The sequence below is a fragment of the Kordiimonas lacus genome, from assembly GCF_001550055.1.
GTDB classification, from domain to species: Bacteria; Pseudomonadota; Alphaproteobacteria; order Sphingomonadales; family Kordiimonadaceae; genus Kordiimonas; species Kordiimonas lacus.
In genome coordinates this window covers 288122-307189 of sequence record NZ_LRUA01000004.1, presented here as the reverse complement: position 1 = coordinate 307189, position 19068 = coordinate 288122, and the positions used below count along the sequence as shown (strand labels likewise).

Sequence of the window (19068 nt, the reverse complement as noted above, 5' to 3'; positions counted from 1 at the left end):
AATTGATTTTAAATGATTTTATTTTTGGTGCATTTTGATGCGAAGTGTTTAGCAGCTGTGCTGGAGGTGTATTACAGGTGTTATACTCCCCACAAAACACCCCGACTCTCACACACTGCCTTACTGTCCCGCGACACTAATTTTGTCACTTTGCGACATTAGACTCAAAAGTTGCTCAACCACGCAACATTCTTAAATCGCATTCAGAACACATTCTCAGAATCGCGAAATAATATTTCACAGTAAACTTGCTCCCAAAACTGTTTATTGGACAATCCAACACATTACCGTCCCATTTACATATCCATTCGATGCAAACTTAGTCCCCATCTATTCTGGTTCTTTAGCTTGATATCACGCGAACCTTGCAAATGGTCGCCTAAGGAGGTGAGATGGAACAAGTCAGATGCCAATGGATACGGGGAATAGGCAACTATCCAATGGGCTGAACAAGGTACCACGCCTCAACATAGCGCCCGCTTCACAAAGCACTTCGGACGTTTCCTCAGCAGTCGACAAACATTCCCTTGTGACCCAAAGCCGAAGCTGGTGAGCCACTATTCAGAGCGGTGCTCAAACCTATGTTCATACTCCACATGGGGAACAGCCGAGCCGTCAGTTGGCGTGGAGATCATGCGTACCACGCCTTCATCCCCCTTCAGTTCCACATGGGCAAAACCCCAGATCATGCCGCGTACAAAATGTGCAGTTTGTTGAGGATAAGCTTTCGCCTGATAGGCAGCAAACTTGGTGTGGGTAGATCGCTCTTTGGACGCCGCACCTGAGAGTACATGCAGAAGCGGCTTCTCGGTCCTGCCTTCAGGGGTCGTTTCACAGGTGTCGGTATGGACCTCAAGCGAATGCTCATGCCCCGCGAAATAGGCGTCCGCATATTTGCACAGCGTCGGAAGGATCATTTTGCGCATCGCACGGGCCTGCTCGAACTTGGACCCGCCAGTTGCCCAAAGAGGGTGATGCCCAATGACAAACTTCCATTTGGCTGTCGAGTTCCTGAGCCCTTGCTCAAGCCACGCTGCCATGTTGCGCTCAGCCTCATTGGCTGGCTTGGCCCAAGGGTCAATATCATCGGGCCCCGTGCCTTTCTTTTCGCTGCCATCTGGATTCAACACCGCTTCAGGGTACCCGACACCTGACAACATGACTTCGGTATCGATGACAAAAATTTCTACATCGCCACGCCCGGCAGGCGGCTTCACGCTATAGAAGATACCGTCCATATAGAATTGATCGGACTTTTCCATATAGGCCACCTGCGCCATCGCCCCTTCGCGTGAGGTGTGCCAATCATGATTGCCTAGGGCTGTATAAATGCGGAAATCGGTATCGCCTGCGCCAAGCCCGCGATAGGGAATGGTGAAGATATCTTCAAACCGTTTGCCGTCATCCACACCGTCTGCCCCCAATGTAGCGCCATCAGGATAGATATTATCCCCCAACATCATGCCGAACTGACAGGCGTTGGCTTGGCAGTAAGCCATCATGGCGTCGGCCACAGGCTGCTGTCCGCTGCGCATGATATAGCCGCCCATCTGCTCATGAAAATAAAGGGATGGCAGGCGGAACTCTGATGGCGTTTTCTGGTCTTCAGCCCAGTCCGCCCGGTAATCGGCTTCGAACGCTTCCAACGTTCGGAAAGGCTTCTTCCACAGTTTCTTCTTCTGATATTCGTGGTGATAGCCGCTGTCACCAAAGGCCAGGAACGAGATTGTTTCTTCTTCCGCTGTACCAGTCTGAGCGCAAGCAGCACTCGCCAACAGGGCAACCGAAGCGGCAGTGGCCATTATGAATTTCGGGGAAACCATCAGACTATCTCCTTCTTGTTCCTACTGCGCCAGAAGCACATAAAAGAGGATTGTTACGATTGATATAATCATGCCCATGGTGCGGGCATGCCGCCATGGCGTGATATCCACGGCATGGGTATAGACATCTTCATAGCGGGTTGTGGCAGGTGCCAGCTTGCTAAGTGCCAGCATCAAGGCTGTCGTCAGCACGAATACCAGCGCCAGGAAATGCAGGAAGTGAATTTCTTCCGTCGTGCCCAGGAGGCCTTGCATGAACACCTGAACGTTATCGCCGAAAGCGAACACCAACAGATAAAAAATTACCGGCCCCAAAATCATGCCTGCTTTTGCCGCAAAAGCGGATACATACCGGGTGGTCATACCCAGCATGATGACTGCCAGCATTGGCCCGAAGAAGGTGGCGTTGATTTTCTGCAAGTAATTATAGAGGCTCCCGCTGGTGTCGATCAGAGGAGCGAAAGCCATGGCCGCAAGTGCCAGGATAATGCTGCAATAACGGCCACTGCGCACCACGGCCCGCCCATCCGCCGAAGGGTTGATCAACTGGCGATATATGCCCTGGCTGAACAGCGTGGCTGAGCTGTTCAGCACACTGTTGAAAGTGCTGAGTACGGCCCCCACCATTACTGCCGCAAAAAAGCCGACCAGGGCATCAGGCAAGACCGTTTTCACCAACATGGGATAAGCCATCAGATAATCTTCCGGCCCGAGCTCATCCTTGAACATGTGATAGGCAATGACCCCCGGCAGCACGATGATAAAGGGGCCCAACAGTTTGAAGCAGGCTGCAATCAGAACGCCCTTCTGGCCCTCCGCCAAATTCTTGGCTCCAAGCGCCCGCTGGACAATCGACTGGTTCGTACACCAGAAGAAAATCTGGTTCACAATCATGCCGGTAAACAGGACACCAAACGGCAGGAAAGACCCCGGTTCGTCACCGGTGATATCGAACTTGGGCCGCTCTTCTGTATACACCTCGGACAGCCCGCCCAATAGATCGCCATCCCCTACCATCAACAGTGCAAGAACGGGCACCAGCAGGCCGGCGATCAGGAAGCCGACGCCATTGACCGTGTCTGAGATTGCAACCGCTTTCAGCCCGCCAAAGATTGCATAAAGCGACCCCAGCGACCCAACACCCCAGACCATCATCCATATCGCAGATGATTGGCTGATGCCGAACGTCTCGGATACATCAAACAGGCTTTCGAGCCCCGTGGCACCAAACAGCAAAACCACCGGCAGGATCGCCACCACGTACGAGAACAAGAACAAGAGTGATGCGATAATCCGGGTCTGGCTGTCGAACCGGTTTGCCAGAAATTCCGGTATCGTCGTCAACCCGCTTTTCAGATAGCGCGGCAGGAAATACAGTGCCGTCACCACCATCGCCAAGGCTGCCGTGGTTTCCCATGCCATCACTGCAATTGTATGATTGAAAGCGTCGGCGTTCAGGCCAACCAGATGCTCTGTAGACAGGTTTGTCAGCATCAACGACCCCGCAATGACCCAGGCCGTCAGCGAGCGGCCACCCAGGAAATAGGCGTCCGAACTGTCCATATGGTCATCTTTGGTCTTCCAATAGGCGATTACCGCCACAAGGGCGGTAAAGCCTATAAAGGTTGCAAGAGCCAACATTATCCCCTCCCCAGAGAACTCGCGTTCGGCAAAGAATATTAATTTCTTTACATGTCAATTTCAGAATATTTATTCTTTTTCTGGGCGATGTCAATATTTCCCTTCCGAAAAACGTGGGAAAGTCAAAACGCTCGCTAGTCTCGTGTTAGCTGATTGCCGTCCATTCCCAGCCCGATCGCCAGTGCCTGCGCCAGGCACATGGTCCCGGTGATGGTACGAAATCCGCTGACGGTTACTTTGTCTGTCAGGAAATAGGTATCGCTGAGCTTCACGATTGGGCTGACCAGTTTATCGGTCATGGCAATGATCTTGGCACCCTTATCGCGCGCCTGCTGCGCCACACCGATTACCTCATCCGCGTAGTTCGGAAATGTTGCCACCAACAACACATCCCCTTCCCCGATCAGGCGTACCTGTTCCGCCAGATTGCCGCCCACACCATCCAGCAGGAAAGCGCGCAAATCCAGGTTGCGCATCATATAATATAGGAAACTGGCCACCGGATATGATCGGCGCTGGCCCAAAAGATAGATATTGTTCGCGCTTTTGATCGTATTGATCGCGGTTTCCAACTGCTTTGCAGTTACCTCTGTTTTCAAGTTGGTCAGCGCATCGCTGTTGGCTTCCAGGAAAACATCCAGTATCGGCGGCGCATCGGATTTGCCTTCCGCGGCCCCCTCCTTCAGTTCGCGAATACGATCGGAATAGTTGGCTGAATATCCTGGCAACTGCTGAACCAGATTCGCACGAAATATCTTCTGGATTTCAGAGAAACCCTCAAAGTCCAGTGCCTGCGCAAATCGGATCAGACTGGAAGGCTGCACCTCAAGGCGCGTGGCAATCTCTGCCGCTGTATCCAGCGCTGTGTCGATTGGGTTATCCAGGATGAACCGGGCAATCTTCTTCAGTTGCTTGCTCAGGCTGTCAAAACGCCCCGCCAGCACCAGGTTAAACTCATCCAGACTATAGGTTGCTCGCCCCTCGTTCTTCCCCATAACGCGCTCTGGCCTCCCCTAGTTGATATCGCGCACAATCGCTTGCGAAAGAATTATATCGATAACTCGAAAAAAAGGAATGCAAATTTCCATCTCGGAATATATATTCCAGAAAGCGCCCACAATCATCCACCCACCATACTTCGGGGAGAAGAGTATGCGGGATATCGGAATCGGGCTGATCGGCAGTGGCTATATCGGCAAAACACATGCGATCGCCTACAATGCACACGGCTCTGTGTTTGGGGGCAAGGCAAAATTAGCCTGCCGCACGTTGGCCGAGATTGACGAAACACGGGCCGAAGAAGCTGCAAATGCCTTGGGATTTGAAAACAGCACGAGCGACTGGCGCAGCCTGTTGGCTGACGATGCCATTGATGTAATCGCCATAGCCACGCCCAACGCGCTTCACAAGGACATGACCATCGCCGCTATTGAAGCAGGCAAGCATGTGTATGTGGAAAAGCCACTGGCACTGGACACGGCAGAGGCCAATCAGATCATTGCCGCCCTGGAAGCCCGCACCGATCCAGAGCAACCTCTGGTTCATATGCTCGGGTACAATTATCTGTGCAACCCGATCATCAGCACCATCAAGGCCATGATTGACGCCGGAGAATTGGGCGAGATTATTCACTTCCGGGGACGGCACAACGAAGACTATATGGCCAACCCTGATGTACCCTTTAACTGGCGTTGCTCGAAGGCATCCGCAGGCACCGGGACACTTGGAGATATGGGGTCCCACATCATCAGCATGGCGATGCACCTGGTGGGACCGATTGCCTCCCTGTGCGGAGACACGGATATTGTTGTCCCCAAACGCCCCGATGAGACCGGCGCGCCCAGGGCCGTCGAGAATGAGGACCAGGCCCAGGCCATTGTCCGGTTTGCATCCGGCACCATGGGGGCGCTGGAGACCAGCCGCGTGGCGTTGGGCAAGAAGCAGGGTCTAGCGTTCGAGATTGTCGGTACAAAGGCGAGCCTCGAATTTGACCAGGAACGCATGAACGAAGTTCGACTGTACGAAGGCAGCGGCGCACCCGGTAGGTCAGGATTCAAAACCATTCTGGTGGATACAAGCTGCCCCGACTTCGCAGCCTTCTGTCCCGCCCCCGGTCATGGCCTGGGGTATAACGATCTGAAGATCATTGAGGTGGATCGCCTTTTGAAGGCTATCACAGAAGGGGCCCGGGTCCCTGTAGACCTTTATGCCGGACGGGAGATCGAAAGGGTGATCGACACCTGGGTCCTGTCTGCACAAGAACGTCGCTGGATTGACGTCGGGCGCCTCTGAAGGCGCCCCAAGGGTATGGCTTATAGCAGCCCCGCCTCCCGCGCATACTGCGCCAAAGCTTTGAAGCCAATGCAGGCATAGTCGAACGGGTTGGCTTTCTCAGGGTCCTGTTCGGCTTCCACAACCAGCCACCCACAATAACCCGCGTCGGCCACCGCCTTTAGCACCGGCACAAAATCCACATCTCCGTCACTCGGCACGGTAAACACACCGTCCACGACCGCATCCAGAAAGCTGCTGTCTGCATCCAGTGCCCTTTGCATCACAGACATGCGGATATCCTTGCAATGTACATGTCTGATCCGTGCTGCATGCCGCCTGGCTGCCGACAGGGGATCGCCACCAGCAAATGTCAGATGGCCGGTATCAAGGAGCAAGCCGACATCGTCGCTTGTCAGCGCCATCAGCTTGTCCACCTCTGCTTCAGTTTCAACCACAGTGCCCATATGATGGTGATAGACAAGCCACAGCCCCCGTGACCGCACGTGGGCTGCCACAGCTGATAGCCTGCGGGCAAATTCCGGCCATTGATCGTCTGTCAGAACCGGTCGGGAGGAAAGCGACGCATTCTTGTTCCCATGAATACAGCCTGATGTCTCCGCCCATACCACAACCTTACACCCCATGGCATCCAGCAGTGACAGATGGGGCTCAAGATTCGCGATCTCGTCCCCTACCGACCGCGTCAGGAGTTCGGAAGAATACCAACCTGAAATTAGCGCCATATTGTGGCGTGCCAGGACGGGCCGCAAAGCATAAGCGTCGCGCGGGAATTTATGCCCGAGCTCAATACCCTCAAAGCCAGCAGTGCGCGCTTCACCAAGACAGGTATCCAGCGAAGTAGCACCACCAAGTTCACGCATATCATCATTGGACCAGGCAATCGGATTGGTGCCGAGGCGAACGCTATTATCCATCAATTTTTTGCTTTCTTTTCATATCCATATAGGCCGCATGACGCGCGGCAGCATCATCCATGTCGGACTCTTCAGCCACCGGCACATCCCACCAGTGCCCGCCGTCTTCAGTGCTAATGGAAGGGTCGGCATCAATCACAATCACGCTTGTCCGGTCTGCAATCTTGGCGCGGCGTACCGCGGCCTTCAGGGCATCAATGCCATCTGCTTTTTCCGCAATCGCCCCCATGGACCGGGCATGAGCGACAAAATCAACTACCGGGCGTTCCCCGTCTGTACGAGTGCCGCTGTCAAACAGGTTATTGAACGAAGTCCCTGTGGTGCCACCCTGAAGGCGGTTGATACAGCCAAATCCACCATTATCGACCAGGATAACAATCAGCTTCTGCCCCATCATGATGGACGTAGACAGTTCTGAATTCATCATCATGTAGGACCCGTCGCCTACGAGCACGAAAACATCACTGGCAGGTGTCGCCATCTTAACACCCAGGCCACCGGCGATTTCATAGCCCATGCAGCTATAACCATATTCCAGGTGGTAAGTAGCGGGCGCCTTGACGCGCCAAAGTTTGTGCAGTTCTCCTGGTAACCCGCCCGCTGCGGCAACAATAACGTCGCGCGCATCCGACACGTGGTGAATTGCGCCCACAATCTCTGCATCTGACGGCAACGGGCGGGTATCGGGAGAAGTCACTTTGTCGGTGACACTGTTCCATTCGGCACGGCGCGTTGCCGCAAGGGCCCTCTGTCCATCGGCGGCAGGCAACCGTTTGGCCAGGGCTTCTAGCGCCAGCCTTGCGTCAGACACCAGCGGTATACTGCGGTGTTTAACAGCATCGAACGCCGCCACATTCAATCCAATGATCTGACAGTCCGGATTCTCAAACAGCGATCGGGATCCAGTGGTAAAATCCGCCAACCGGGTACCCACTGCCAAAACCACATCAGCTTCACGCGCAAAGGCATTCGCGGCCGCTGTGCCCGTTACGCCAATACCCCCCACATTCAATTCGTGGGTCCATGACAGGCTGCCTTTCCCTGCCTGTGTTTCCGCAACCGGGATGCCGCAACGCTCCGCAAGGTCTGCCAGCGCGCCTTCGGCACCGCTATAGCGCACACCGCCGCCCACGATAATCAGCGGCTTCTCTGCGGCATTCAGTATCCCTAGGGCCCGCTCCAGCTCAAAGCTATCAGCACCCTGTCGGCGCATTCGGTGCGTTTGCGCTTCGAACATGCTTTCTGGAAAATCATAGGCTTCGGCCTGCACGTCCTGCGGCAGGCATATGGTTACCGGGCCGCAGTCCACGGGGCAGATCAGCACGCGCATCGCTTGCGGCAAGCTGGTGATCAATTGCTCCGGCCTGGTGATCCGGTCGAAATACCGGCTGACAGGGCGAAAACAATCATTGGCCACATCAAGCGGGCTTTCCGGGTTTTCCACCTGTTGCAGCACCGGGTCCGGGCGCCTGTTCGCAAAGGTATCACCAGGCAACAACAACACTGGCAGGCGGTTCACATGGGCAAGTGCGGCGGCCGTCACCATATTGGTGGCGCCAGGGCCCACGGATGTGGTGCAGGCCATCATGCGGCGGCGGCGGCTCGCTTTGGCAAAGGCTATGGCTGTATGGGCCATGGCCTGTTCATTATGGGCCCGAAAGGTTGGCAGACTTTCCTGAACACCGTTCAGGGCCTCACCAAAGCCGGCTACATTGCCATGGCCAAAAATGGCAAACACCCCGGCAAACATTGGTAGCCTTTCCCCATCCACCTCGGTGAATTGAGCTGCCAAATAGCGCGCGAGCGCCTGCCCCATTGTTAGGCGAATGGTTTTCATGCGCTTGCCTTCTGCTTTTCGGCACCGCCCCGAGCCCCGATCCAACATTCGATCAGGCGGCCATAGCGGTCCGTCATTTCCTTCACTGCAGCCTCATCTGTCATATCGCCTGCAAACCAGGAGCGAGCAGCAGCGCCAAAGATTGTCCGGCCAACAGCGAAGCCTTTGCACACTTTGTGGTGGGCGGCATTTTCGATTGCTGCCATCACATCGGCTTCGGGTGCGTCAAGCCCCAGAAGAACCACCCCCCTGCAGTTGGGATCATGCTTTTCAATCATTGCAGCCAACATCTGCCATTCCGCTTCAGATAGCGGCGTAGGCAGTTTCCACCAATCGGGATATATGCCGATTTCATACAGTCGTTCCATCACCCGGACCACCGTTCCGTCGGCCCGGTCAAGGTGTGCTGGCGGTATCACCTCCACCAACAATTCATGGCGGGTCGCACGCGCCGCAGAAGCCAGACGCAGCAATTGACGCTCCTGTTCCTCGCGCATAGGGGCGTCATCATCGGGGTGATAGAATGTCAGGCACTTCACACAGTGTTCCGCAGGCCATTCCCGCAGCGTTTCCATCACACTTGGTCCGCCTTCGAACTCAAGGGGCCGTGATGCCGGAAATTCGATCGGGCGGCCGATCCAGATTTCGTTACCGCTGGCATCATCAAGCGCATCCTGCCCCAGCCTGCCATCGCATAGAATGCCCAGACCTCTGCCCTGATAAGCGACCTTGGTCTCGCGGAAGGCTTGCAGGCAAAGTTGCTTGAACGCCCCAATGTCGGCGCTGCTCTTGCCGGTATCTACTGCGATATCTTCCATTTGCTTACGGTGATCGAATGCAAATGCGAGCACTTCGTCAAACTCTCGCGAACGAGTGGTTGACCAGTGAAGTTGCTCCAGCCCCGCATCATGGCGCAAGCTGTGATACCGGCTGCCATGCTTGATATAATGCGAGACTTCCTGGTAGCTCGGAATCGCTGGGGCGCAGCCATGGCGCGACACAACCAACGCCCCACATGCATTCGCCAACCGGCAGCTTTCCTGCCAATCAAGGCCAGAGACATAGCCACGCAGCAAACCTGACATAAAGGCATCCCCCGCCCCCAGCACATTGAAGACCTCGACAGGAAAACCGGCATAGATGGGGTGGCCATCCAGCGTGTCCGGGATATCACCCCCGAACACGGTGCAGCCATTCGGGCCAAGCTTCAACACCAAGGTAGCCGCCGACGTGGCCCGCACGTTCTTCAATGCGGTCACCGTATCCGTTGATCCGCCGGCGATATGAAATTCTTCTTCCGTGCCCACGATCAGGTCACACCAGGGCAGCATATCAGCCAACGTTTGGCTTACCTGTTCGTCGGCGACAAATCGTTCTTCACCAAGCCCGGGATTTGTTAGCCCCCACAGAACAGGGCGATAGTCGATATCCAGTACAATGCGCGTACCCTGTGTCTTGGCATATTCAGCCGCCTTGAAGCTCGCAGTGCGAACACCCGGCTCCGAAAGGTGCGTCCCGGTCAGGACAAGTGCCTTCGCCGAACCGATGAAGTCGGCATCGAAATCATCTACGCACAGCGCCATATCCGCGCAATTTTCGCGGTAGAAAACCAGCGGGAAGGTTTCCTTGTCCCGAATGCCCAGGATAACAAGCGCGGTCAGCCTGTCCTCATCGGTTTTAAGGTGGCTGACATCCACACCTTCCTGTTCCATCGTCTGCCGGATGAAGCGGCCCATATGCTCGTTTCCGACCCGGCTGAGGATGGCACTTTTAAGGCCCATGCGCGCCGTACCAATGGCGATATTGGCAGGGCAGCCACCGACATATTTGGCAAAACTGGTCATATCCTCCAGAAGGCCGCCAATCTGCTCGCCATAGAGGTCAACCCCTGCGCGGCCCATACAGATGACATCAAGCTGCTTTTCAGCTGTCATAGCGTCACCCCTTTGGGCTGCCAGAAATCTGCGTCCTCTTCCATGGTCCAGGCATGTTCTTGTGCAAACTCAGGAACGCCGTAGCGCTTGGCCGGCAGATGACGGATGACCCAGGAATAATACATGCCGTATCCCGGTGCGGCCACTTGGGCATGGGTTTTCATGTCCATAATGCGGACACTGTCATATGGCCTGATCTTGAGCACATCGTCATCCAGTTCGCCGTGTCCCCAGCCACGCGGATCAGTGAACCGGTAATGATATATTTCCGGCTGCGGGTGATTGTGCGGCGGATAGGAAGACCATTTCCCCGGCATGGTAATCACCTCCCCAAGCACCAGCTGTGCGTTTGGCGAGGAATTGGTGTCGTCAAAGATGGTCCGCACGAACCGAAGGCACGTGCCGCCAACCTGGCCCTTGCCACGTGGTTCATCCACACCAGCATCAGGTTCATACTTTTCAATGGGGAAATCGGCTTCATTGGCGCACTGGTAGATGGTGAACTCAGCATCTGTTTTCGCAGTCACCTCCAGCACGGTACCTTTTGGCCCGTGCAGGCAGGAGGGGTGCTCGTCAAACAAAGAGGTGCGGGACCATTCATAAGCTTTGCCCGCCACGGAAATCGTTACCTCTCCATCCATCAACAGCCACGCCGCTTCATTATCAAATGTCTCGGATATGCGTTCACCTGCCTTCAGGCGCCAGACAGCTACACCGATTCCCGTCCGTTCCGCAGCGTCCCGGTGGTCGGTAATAACCGTATGCCCCAACCGGAAGCCGTCTCTGTGATCGGTGATATGCTCCAACATGATCCGCTCCCCTCTAACTTCACGACTGTGCTAGGATGCCAGACGCCTTATTCATAGAATAATCATTTACGAAAAGAAATATTTATTCTATTTTGACCTCACGTCAAGAATTTTAATTCCGTTTTGTAAATTTTGTGGGAGGAACCAGAATGACAGAAGGCATATGCCTGATCGGTGCAGGACGTATTGGACAGATCCACGCCGCCAACTTCGCAGCACTCGGCAGCGGTATCCTGAAATATATTGTCGATCCAGTCACCGAGGCGGCTGCGGCACTCGCTGCGGACACGGGCGCACAAGCCACCGACCTTGAAACCGCCCTGGCGGACCAAGAGGTTACCGGCGTTGTGATTGCTAGCGCCACCAACACCCATGCCGACCTTATTGAGAAAGCAGCCCATGCTGGCAAAGCGATCTTTTGTGAAAAACCTATAGATTTAGACTTACAACGTACAACCGATTGCCTGAGCACCGCGGATTCATTAGGCACCCCTCTTCTGCTGGGGTTCAATCGGCGTTTCGATCCAAACTTTGCCGCGCTCAAAGCCAGTCTCGATGCTGGTGCTGTGGGTACAGTGGAAATGGTGCATATCACCAGCCGCGACCCTTCCCCACCGCCAGTATCTTACATCAAAACAAGCGGCGGACTGTTCAAAGACATGATGATCCATGATTTGGATATGGCGCGTTGGCTACTGGGCGAAGACCCCGTCGAGGTCTCGGCGATGGCGAGTTGCCTCACTGACCCTGAAATCGCCACCGCCGGGGATGTTGACAGCGCCCTGGTGACGCTTCGCACAGCTTCCGGCAAGCTATGCCAGATATCCAATAGCCGCCGCGCGGTATATGGCTACGACCAACGCATTGAAGTGCATGGCAGCGGTGGGCTGGCACAGGTTGGCAACCAGCATGACAGCACCCTCTCCATCAACAGGGGCACGGGGCTGCAGGGCGATAAAATCCAGCATTTCTTCCTCGAACGGTATGCCGAAGCCTACAAGCATGAAGCCCGCCACTTTCAGGACATCCTGAAAGGCAGCGCCACACCCCTCGCAACCGGCGCAGACGGCTTGAAAGCCCTTATACTGGCTGAAGCCGCGCTGAAGTCGCTGCAAACGGGAACCACTGTTCAGCTATAGGCACCCTCGGACTACAAATTTCAACAGGCCCGCCATCATTTTGGCGGGCCTTTCTTGTTCCTGGCAAAAAAAGGGCCGGCAGAGCCGGCCCCAGATTTCCCGTGTGTGCCCCAAAGCACTTTAGGAAAGGGAAATCAGAAGTTGAATCGTGCTGTCAAAAGGAACACACGAGAGGATTGTTCGCGTTCGACTTCGAATTCGTCCACAACACCGGCTCTCATATCATCGAGCCCATCAAAGTTCCGCTCTGCCTGGTTGCTTTCCGCATTCAGAAGGTTGTTTGCAGTCAGCCGCAGGACAAAGCCGCTTTCAAAGCGTTTCTCGATAAAGACTTCCAGGTTGCCACCATAATATTGGTCCTCGATTTCCGCGAAAAAGACGCTCCTGGCCAGGCCCTGCTTCTGATAACTGAAGCCGGTCGTGGCTTCTATACTCGGGAAGTTCTGCGTTACACCGAAGTTGTATACATATTTAGGCTGGTGGTTGAAGCGCACGTCTTCTTGCAGAAATTCGTCATACCGGCTGGACCAGATGCGCGTGTAGTTGGCAAAGAAGCCGGTCTCGTCAAGCCCGATGAAGGTAAGCGGTGTACTGACATCGAACTCGATACCGTAGGTGTTCCCGTTCCCCACATTATCGTAGGTATACAATCCACCATCTTCGGTGTCCCCAACACGTACAAGCTGCGTCAAGTCAGAGACCTTACGGTAAAAGAAGTTCACACCCAAAATACCGTTCGCCGGAAGGGTATGCTCATACCCGATATCAAAACCCCAGGATTTCTCCATGGCCAGGTCCGGGTTGCCCACGGTGATATCGTCGTCATCTGGCTCATCCTGCAATTCTACAGGGACAAGCTGATCAAACGTTGGCCGGCGAACCGTGCGCGCAAAGCTCAAGCGGAGCTGGCCGTCTGCCCCGATATCCCTCTGGAAGTGGATGGAGGGGTTCAACAGCGTGGTCTTGTTGGTGGTTTCACCAACATCGGGCGCGCTGATTTTGGTGTTGGTATGTTCCAGCCTTAAACCAGCTTCCACAACCAGGCCTTCACCCAGCTCCCATTCGCTGACCATATAGGCATCATAGCGGTTTTCCTTGACGTCGAACTCGCTTTCGCTGTCCAGCTCAAGGACGCCAAAGTCATCAGCTTCCATCAGCGTAAGCCCGAAGTCGCGCTTCTTGAACTTAGTCGCGCCCCCGAATTTCAATGTCATTATATCGAAATTGCGCTCCAACCCGAAGTCTGCCGCGAATTCCTTATCCAGACTGTCGATAATCTCGCGTTCGCGGTCTTCCACGCTTTCAGAACCGTCATCGAAGTCGAACTCCCGGTCATACTGGTCTTCCCGGTTGTCAAACTGGCTATAGCGCACCATGGCATCAAAGCGGGTCGCATCTGACAGCGCTCCTTCATACAAGGCGCTGAAGCCAAAGTTTTCCTGCTTGATCTCTGTATCCTGCGACGTGACCTTGTCGCCCACCAGCTCTCCGTCGTCGCGCTCCCATTCCGACCCATCTTCGCGCTCATCACGGTCTGTATGGATATAGAAACCGTCGAACCGCAGTTCCCCGGTATCCCCCACCTTGAAGGTGACATCGGCATTCAGCGACATGTCCAGGTTTTCCCGGCTATCAAGCTGGGTGGCATAGCCATCAGCAACTGATGCATTCCTGTCATCTGGCGAAAACAGGTCACGGCCATCAAAAGAATTCGGGAAATCCCCAGCGACGATCTTTTCCTCGACAAACTTCTTGGCATTGAAGCGTTGCTGCACGTTCGCCGTGATCGAATAGAAGATATCTTCGTCATCACTACGGCCGGCATAGGAAACAGCGCCGGCACCCCGGAATTCCTTGTCTTTACCAACATAAAGACCGCTGGCGCGAATAGAGCCCCCTTCCGGCAACGTGGCCCCTTCCTTCAGGATGATATTGATGGTGCCCCCCACGCCCTGGCTGTCAATATCGGCGCCCGGGCTTCTGATCACTTCGATACGCTCGATGATCTCTGCGGGAATACGGTCCACCAGAACTGTGCGGTCATTACCCGCACCCGGCACTGGCCGACCATTAATAAGGACCTGCGTGAAGCCGTTCGCCATGCCCCGCATCTGCGGCGCATCATATTCGCCAATATCGCTTGTAAAAGCCACGCCAGGTACACGCTTAAGCATATCACCGGCTGAAACCGGCTCAAACTTCTGGAAAAATTCCGTGTCATATGTCAATTCCGGTGCAACAGATGCAGTCCGGTTCCGCGTTACAATCTTGCCGGTGACAACAATCTCTTCGAGATTGAGATCGCCTTGTGGCGGCTCTGCCGCCTCTTCCTGCGCGAACGCCTGAGGCGCCATTGACATCACTACGAATCCGCACAGAAGTTTCTGTATTAGTCCTGTATTGCTCATAATTCACCTCCCCTGGTGTCACACCCGGCTTAGCGCCGGTTTCAGCAGTTGCCCTACAGCCTCGGTAAAACTCGCAACGTATGAGGTGCCGGATCTTCCCGGACGACCCCATACTTTCCCAAATGAAGCCGCCTGTTGAAACTCATTATAGAATTTTTATTCTTTTTTTCAATAGAAATGAAAATTTTCTTCTTTTTTATCTTGAAACCGGCAGAAAACTTCACATATTGGATAGTAAGACGAAGCCCAAAAGGGAGGAAATCATGAAGAAAACGTCGTACCTAGCGGTAATTCTAGCAACTGGCATTGTCGCCTGTTCGCCCAGCTCATCATCCGATGAAGCCGCAACAAACACACCTTCTCAGAAGAATGTTACAGTTGCGTTAGAGACCACACCAAGCACGTCAGACAGTGCTGCGGCAGCCATACTTTGGCCAGGAGCCGAGGGCACACCCACTTATCTCGTTGGTGCCGTGGAAGACGGCATCGAGCTTTATAATCTCGACGGACAGCGACTGTCCAAAGTTGGTGGCGGTGAAATCGAATCCATCAGCAGGCTCTCCGGCGCGGGCAACAAGGGACGAGGTTATCTTCTCGCTCTCGACACCGCCAGTAGTTCGCTGGATGCCTATAGGGTTCAAGATGGCCGCATAAACCTGACCCAATCAGGCGTCGCCACATCGAGCCAACTTCTGGAAGGCATGTGCAGCTTCAGAAGCCCGCTTGACGGCCAATCCTACGCCTTCCTGCTGGCATCCAGTGGGCAGATTGAACAGTGGCACCTGTATAGCGGGAAGGACGGGACACTGAAAAGCCGACTGATCCGATCCCTGCAGGTGGGGACAGAACCCAAATTCTGTGTGGCGGACGAACGCAGTAATTCCCTGTATGTCACCGAGGAGGCCGTCGGTGTTTGGCGGTTTGATGCCGACGTGGAAGCCGACACCATTCCGGAATTGGTGGATGTGAAAAAGTTTGGCCACTTCAACGGTGAAGTTGGCGGGCTTGCCCTTCATCATACAGATGCTGACCAAACCCTGCTTCTTGCCTCGGACGTGGAGACAAGCCGTATCAATCTGTACGACACCAATGACGACCACCGATTTATCGGCAGCGCTGTCTTCGCCGCATCGTCCACAAGTGACGGTGTTGAAAATGCAGGCGCCCTCTTCGCCAGCGGTGATACTGGCGGCCTTCTTGTGCTGGCGGACGAAGACAATGGCGATGACGCCACCAATTTCAAAGTGGCACGTTTCAACGATATCGCCAGTGCCTTTGACCTGAGCGCTACCCTTGTCTCAGCGGACCGGAATGACCCGACTGCCGCTTTTGCCCTCGTAAATGCCAGTGTGGAAACCAGCCCCGTAGCCGACGGTGGTGATGCGGCGGATGATCCCGCCATCTGGGTGCATCCTTCCGATCCGGAAAAAAGCCTGATCATCGGCACCAACAAGCAGGGTGGGCTGTATGTCTATAACCTGGACGGCAGCACCCGCCAGTATCTGCCCGACGGTAAAGTAAACAACGTAGATATCCGCTATGGCGTCCAGATTGGCGATCGTGTCATCACCCTTGTTGCCGCCAGCAACCGGACGGATGAAAACATTTCTATTTATGAGATGGATGAGACTGAAGGCATGCTGAGAAACATCGCAGACGGCGTTCAACCCACCGGCATGCCAGACCCCTATGGCATGTGCCTGTACCAAAGCCCGAAAGATGGTCAGACCTATGTCTTCATTAACGAAAAAGATGGCCTTGTCCGCCAGTGGGTTTTGACAGAGGGCGCACCGGGCCGTGTGAAAGCCACCCCTGTGCGCGAATTTACAGTTGGCAGCACGGCAGAAGGCTGCGTCGCCGATGATGACACCGGCATGCTGTTCGTGGCGGAAGAAGATGTAGCGCTGTGGAAATATGGCGCAGAGCCCGACGCTGGCAATACCCGGGAAAAGGTAACAGACCCGCAAGTAAACCCGGCCTTGAAGGATGACCTTGAGGGGGTGTCCATCTATTATGGCGAGGGAACATCGGGCTATATCGTGCTGTCAAGCCAGGGCAATAACAGCTATGCGCTGTTTGACCGCCAGGCACCGCACGCCTATGTCGGGTCCTTCCGCGTGATTGCCGACAGCGATACCGGTATCGACGGATCATCGGAAACCGACGGCCTCGATATCATCAGCACGCCGCTTGGCCCTGATTTTCCATATGGCGTCTTCGTGGCACAGGATGGCCGGAACATTGCGCCCGCGGAGAACCAGAACTTCAAACTGGTACCTTGGGAGCGTATCGCAACCCCGCTCGGGTTGGAGACATACACAAAAAGACCACGAAACCACTAGCAGGCTTCAGTCCTGAACCCCCAAAGGAAGCCGTCGTCTGCAATAGCGGGCGGCGGCTTCTGGCGAGTTTGGGACGTTCTTCCGGTATGGCATCAATGTCCGCTTCCCCTGCCCTAGCAGAGATGCAAGTTCCCCAAAATCCGAAAACGACATTAATTTTGTCCAGAAATTCCTGGACACATTTAGTGTCTCTTTTCACGCATAAGATAAAGGGCTGACAGAGGCGATTATGTAGCAGCGATGTCGCACCCACATTATCTAGTATGTTCGTTGGACAGAACTAGAGGCACGGGACATCGGATGTCCCGCGACACTAATTTTGTCACTTTGCGACATTAGACTCAAAAGTCGCCCAACTGCGCAAGTAGACCTGAAAAAGATAGCCTTCGCCCTAAAACGCTCTAGCCATGCACTGTCAGATCAACAGGCAGCCGCCTGACACGCGTACCTGTCGCCCTGTATAGCGCATTCAGAACGGCGGGCTGTATTACACCTTGCAGGCGCTCTCCCATCCCCATCGGGGTTTCCTGGCTATCAACCAACTCAACGACCACCTCCGGCTCCTGGCCTATTCGAGCAATCCCGTAATCATGAAAATTCGACTATTCGACCGCACCGCCCCTAACAGTGATTGCGTCATGAAACAACATGGACAGAGCAAACACAGCAGCACCTTCCGCCTGCTGCCGAACCCCATCAGGGTTCACGATAACTGCTTAGTGCCATATGCGGACACATTCTTAACGACACAGGATGACGGCGGCCTCCGGGACGCGCAGGCATGTATCGCAAGAACACCGATGCCGGAGTTCAAGTAATGAACAGTGCCTTTGTGGGGATACTACCCGTCAGGGAGGAGGTGCGAAGGAGAAATACCTGAGTGGCGGCGAAAACATACCGCCATGTGATCCGCAGAACTAAAGCCACAAAACCGGGCGACTTCCTTGACGCTTTTGCCACCCTGCTCAAGCAGTGCTGTAGCCGTCTCCATTCGAATTTGTGAAACCATGAAGGCTGGTGACAGGCCAGTTTCAGCCTTGAACCACCTGTAAAAGCTTCTGCGAGACATAGCCATATGATCGGCCAATTCTTCAACAGAAAGGTCTCGACGCAGGTTTTGTCTTATCCAGGCCAATAACGCAGCGACCTTTGGGCCACTGGCTTGAGCGGCCAGAAGCATGCTGAGCTGGCGCTGACTACCTGAGCGCCGGTACGGAACCACAAGCTCCTTTGCAACCGAAAATGCTATTTCATCTCCGTACCAGCGAGCAACAAAGTCAAGCGCCAAATCTATCCCGCTAGCCACCCCCGCGGACGTTGCGATGTGTTCTGTCACTGAAAACAACTTGTCCGGATCAACCGTTAACGCGGGATATCTTGCTTCCAATCTCAATGCTGCCTGCCAGTGAGTGGTCACCAGAAGGCCATCCAGAAGCCCGCTTGGAGCCAGCAGGAATGTACCATTGCAAATGGAAACGATAAAGGTGCCCGCTTTATGGAGCACCCATAGCTTTGCGGCCAGCGCTTTGCTCTTTTCAACCTTCTCAAGGCTGGCGATATCCCCACCGGACAGGATAAGAACATCAAGGTCAACTTCCGGTGATACAAGGCTGCCATCTACACTAACCGTCATGCCATTGGAGGCCACAACAGATTTTCCATCCAGTGAAAAGTACGACAGCTGGCATTTTTTCTCCGATGAATGCTGCCGTGAAAGCCTTCGGGCAGTAGCATCTGCCACGCTAAACACGTCTGCGGGCCCCGTGACATCCAGGGACTGAAAGCCATCGAATACCAGAAAACCGATTTTTCGCACTGCCCGCTCCTTGGTTGGCACAAAATAACGTATATGCGGCACCAGAACTCCTGCCACAGAAACTATAATCCCTTCCGTAAATTGTCAAAGACACCCGGAAAGGACTACGC

General features: G+C 54.5%; 13 protein-coding genes. 3 read left to right on the top strand and 10 right to left on the bottom strand.

Annotation, left to right across the window (positions count from 1 at the left end):
- Window positions 1–557 precede the first annotated feature (557 nt).
- The 3 genes from KORLAC_RS07995 to KORLAC_RS07985 all read right to left on the bottom strand — a co-directional run bounded on the left by KORLAC_RS07995 (window position 558) and on the right by KORLAC_RS07985 (window position 4459).
- Complete coding sequence (locus tag KORLAC_RS07995; protein WP_068305241.1) at window positions 558–1823, bottom strand: metallophosphoesterase; 1266 nt, start codon at window positions 1821–1823, stop codon at window positions 558–560.
- A 21-nt stretch (window positions 1824–1844) separates the two neighbouring features.
- A complete protein-coding gene (locus tag KORLAC_RS07990; protein WP_068305239.1) occupies window positions 1845–3464 on the bottom strand; it encodes a solute:sodium symporter family transporter in 1620 nt (539 codons plus the stop codon).
- A gap of 134 nt (window positions 3465–3598) precedes the next feature.
- Window positions 3599–4459, bottom strand: a complete 861-nt coding sequence (locus KORLAC_RS07985) for a MurR/RpiR family transcriptional regulator (protein ID WP_068305234.1) — start codon at window positions 4457–4459, stop codon at window positions 3599–3601.
- A 157-nt stretch (window positions 4460–4616) separates the two neighbouring features.
- Between KORLAC_RS07985 and KORLAC_RS07980 the strand changes: the two genes are divergently transcribed.
- Window positions 4617–5756, top strand: coding sequence for a Gfo/Idh/MocA family protein (locus KORLAC_RS07980; protein ID WP_068305232.1), 1140 nt, complete (start codon window positions 4617–4619; stop codon window positions 5754–5756).
- A gap of 20 nt (window positions 5757–5776) precedes the next feature.
- On the opposite strand, the gene iolE is transcribed toward KORLAC_RS07980, so the two are convergent.
- From iolE to KORLAC_RS07960, 4 genes are read right to left on the bottom strand one after another with little or no spacing between them, the layout of a single operon-like run.
- Complete coding sequence (gene iolE / locus KORLAC_RS07975) at window positions 5777–6673, bottom strand: myo-inosose-2 dehydratase (RefSeq protein ID WP_068305231.1); 897 nt, start codon at window positions 6671–6673, stop codon at window positions 5777–5779.
- Complete coding sequence (gene iolD, locus KORLAC_RS07970; RefSeq protein ID WP_068305229.1) at window positions 6666–8510, bottom strand: 3D-(3,5/4)-trihydroxycyclohexane-1,2-dione acylhydrolase (decyclizing); 1845 nt, start codon at window positions 8508–8510, stop codon at window positions 6666–6668. Before iolD ends, iolE begins: the two co-directional genes overlap by 8 nt.
- Window positions 8507–10444: a bifunctional 5-dehydro-2-deoxygluconokinase/5-dehydro-2-deoxyphosphogluconate aldolase gene (locus tag KORLAC_RS07965; protein ID WP_068305228.1), complete on the bottom strand. Its 1938-nt coding sequence runs from the start codon at window positions 10442–10444 to the stop codon at window positions 8507–8509. Before KORLAC_RS07965 ends, iolD begins: the two co-directional genes overlap by 4 nt.
- Entirely contained in the window at window positions 10441–11253 is an 813-nt protein-coding gene (locus KORLAC_RS07960) for a 5-deoxy-glucuronate isomerase (protein ID WP_068305225.1), read from the bottom strand. The genes KORLAC_RS07965 and KORLAC_RS07960 overlap by 4 nt, the downstream gene beginning before the upstream one ends.
- A gap of 149 nt (window positions 11254–11402) precedes the next feature.
- Between KORLAC_RS07960 and iolG the strand changes: the two genes are divergently transcribed.
- Window positions 11403–12392, top strand: coding sequence for an inositol 2-dehydrogenase (gene iolG, locus KORLAC_RS07955; RefSeq protein ID WP_068305223.1), 990 nt, complete (start codon window positions 11403–11405; stop codon window positions 12390–12392).
- A gap of 134 nt (window positions 12393–12526) precedes the next feature.
- On the opposite strand, the gene KORLAC_RS07950 is transcribed toward iolG, so the two are convergent.
- Entirely contained in the window at window positions 12527–14800 is a 2274-nt protein-coding gene (locus KORLAC_RS07950; RefSeq protein ID WP_082714575.1) for a TonB-dependent receptor plug domain-containing protein, read from the bottom strand.
- A gap of 263 nt (window positions 14801–15063) precedes the next feature.
- On the opposite strand from KORLAC_RS07950, the gene KORLAC_RS07945 reads away from it, so the two are divergent.
- Entirely contained in the window at window positions 15064–17142 is a 2079-nt protein-coding gene (locus KORLAC_RS07945) for a phytase (protein ID WP_074519502.1), read from the top strand.
- Window positions 17143–17543: 401 nt separating this feature from the next.
- On the opposite strand, the gene KORLAC_RS18880 is transcribed toward KORLAC_RS07945, so the two are convergent.
- Window positions 17544–17696 carry a hypothetical protein gene (locus KORLAC_RS18880; RefSeq protein ID WP_160328617.1) on the bottom strand — a complete coding sequence of 51 codons (153 nt, stop codon included), beginning with the start codon at window positions 17694–17696 and terminating at the stop codon, window positions 17544–17546.
- Between the two features lie 287 nt (window positions 17697–17983).
- Window positions 17984–18958, bottom strand: coding sequence for a GlxA family transcriptional regulator (locus KORLAC_RS07935; protein WP_068305213.1), 975 nt, complete (start codon window positions 18956–18958; stop codon window positions 17984–17986).
- Between the last annotated feature and the right edge of the window lie 110 nt (window positions 18959–19068).

Excerpts from the sequence above, each read along its gene's own strand:
- KORLAC_RS07995 (WP_068305241.1), bottom strand. The coding sequence starts at position 1,823 with ATGGTTTCCCCGAAATTCATAATGGCCACTGCCGCTTCGGTTGCCCTG.
- KORLAC_RS07990 (WP_068305239.1), bottom strand. The coding sequence starts at position 3,464 with ATGTTGGCTCTTGCAACCTTTATAGGCTTTACCGCCCTTGTGGCGGTA.
- KORLAC_RS07985 (WP_068305234.1), bottom strand. The coding sequence starts at position 4,459 with ATGGGGAAGAACGAGGGGCGAGCAACCTATAGTCTGGATGAGTTTAAC.
- KORLAC_RS07980 (WP_068305232.1), top strand. The coding sequence starts at position 4,617 with ATGCGGGATATCGGAATCGGGCTGATCGGCAGTGGCTATATCGGCAAA.
- iolE (WP_068305231.1), bottom strand. The coding sequence starts at position 6,673 with ATGGATAATAGCGTTCGCCTCGGCACCAATCCGATTGCCTGGTCCAAT.
- iolD (WP_068305229.1), bottom strand. The coding sequence starts at position 8,510 with ATGAAAACCATTCGCCTAACAATGGGGCAGGCGCTCGCGCGCTATTTG.
- KORLAC_RS07965 (WP_068305228.1), bottom strand. The coding sequence starts at position 10,444 with ATGACAGCTGAAAAGCAGCTTGATGTCATCTGTATGGGCCGCGCAGGG.
- KORLAC_RS07960 (WP_068305225.1), bottom strand. The coding sequence starts at position 11,253 with ATGTTGGAGCATATCACCGATCACAGAGACGGCTTCCGGTTGGGGCAT.
- iolG (WP_068305223.1), top strand. The coding sequence starts at position 11,403 with ATGACAGAAGGCATATGCCTGATCGGTGCAGGACGTATTGGACAGATC.
- KORLAC_RS07950 (WP_082714575.1), bottom strand. The coding sequence starts at position 14,800 with ATGAGCAATACAGGACTAATACAGAAACTTCTGTGCGGATTCGTAGTG.
- KORLAC_RS07945 (WP_074519502.1), top strand. The coding sequence starts at position 15,064 with ATGAAGAAAACGTCGTACCTAGCGGTAATTCTAGCAACTGGCATTGTC.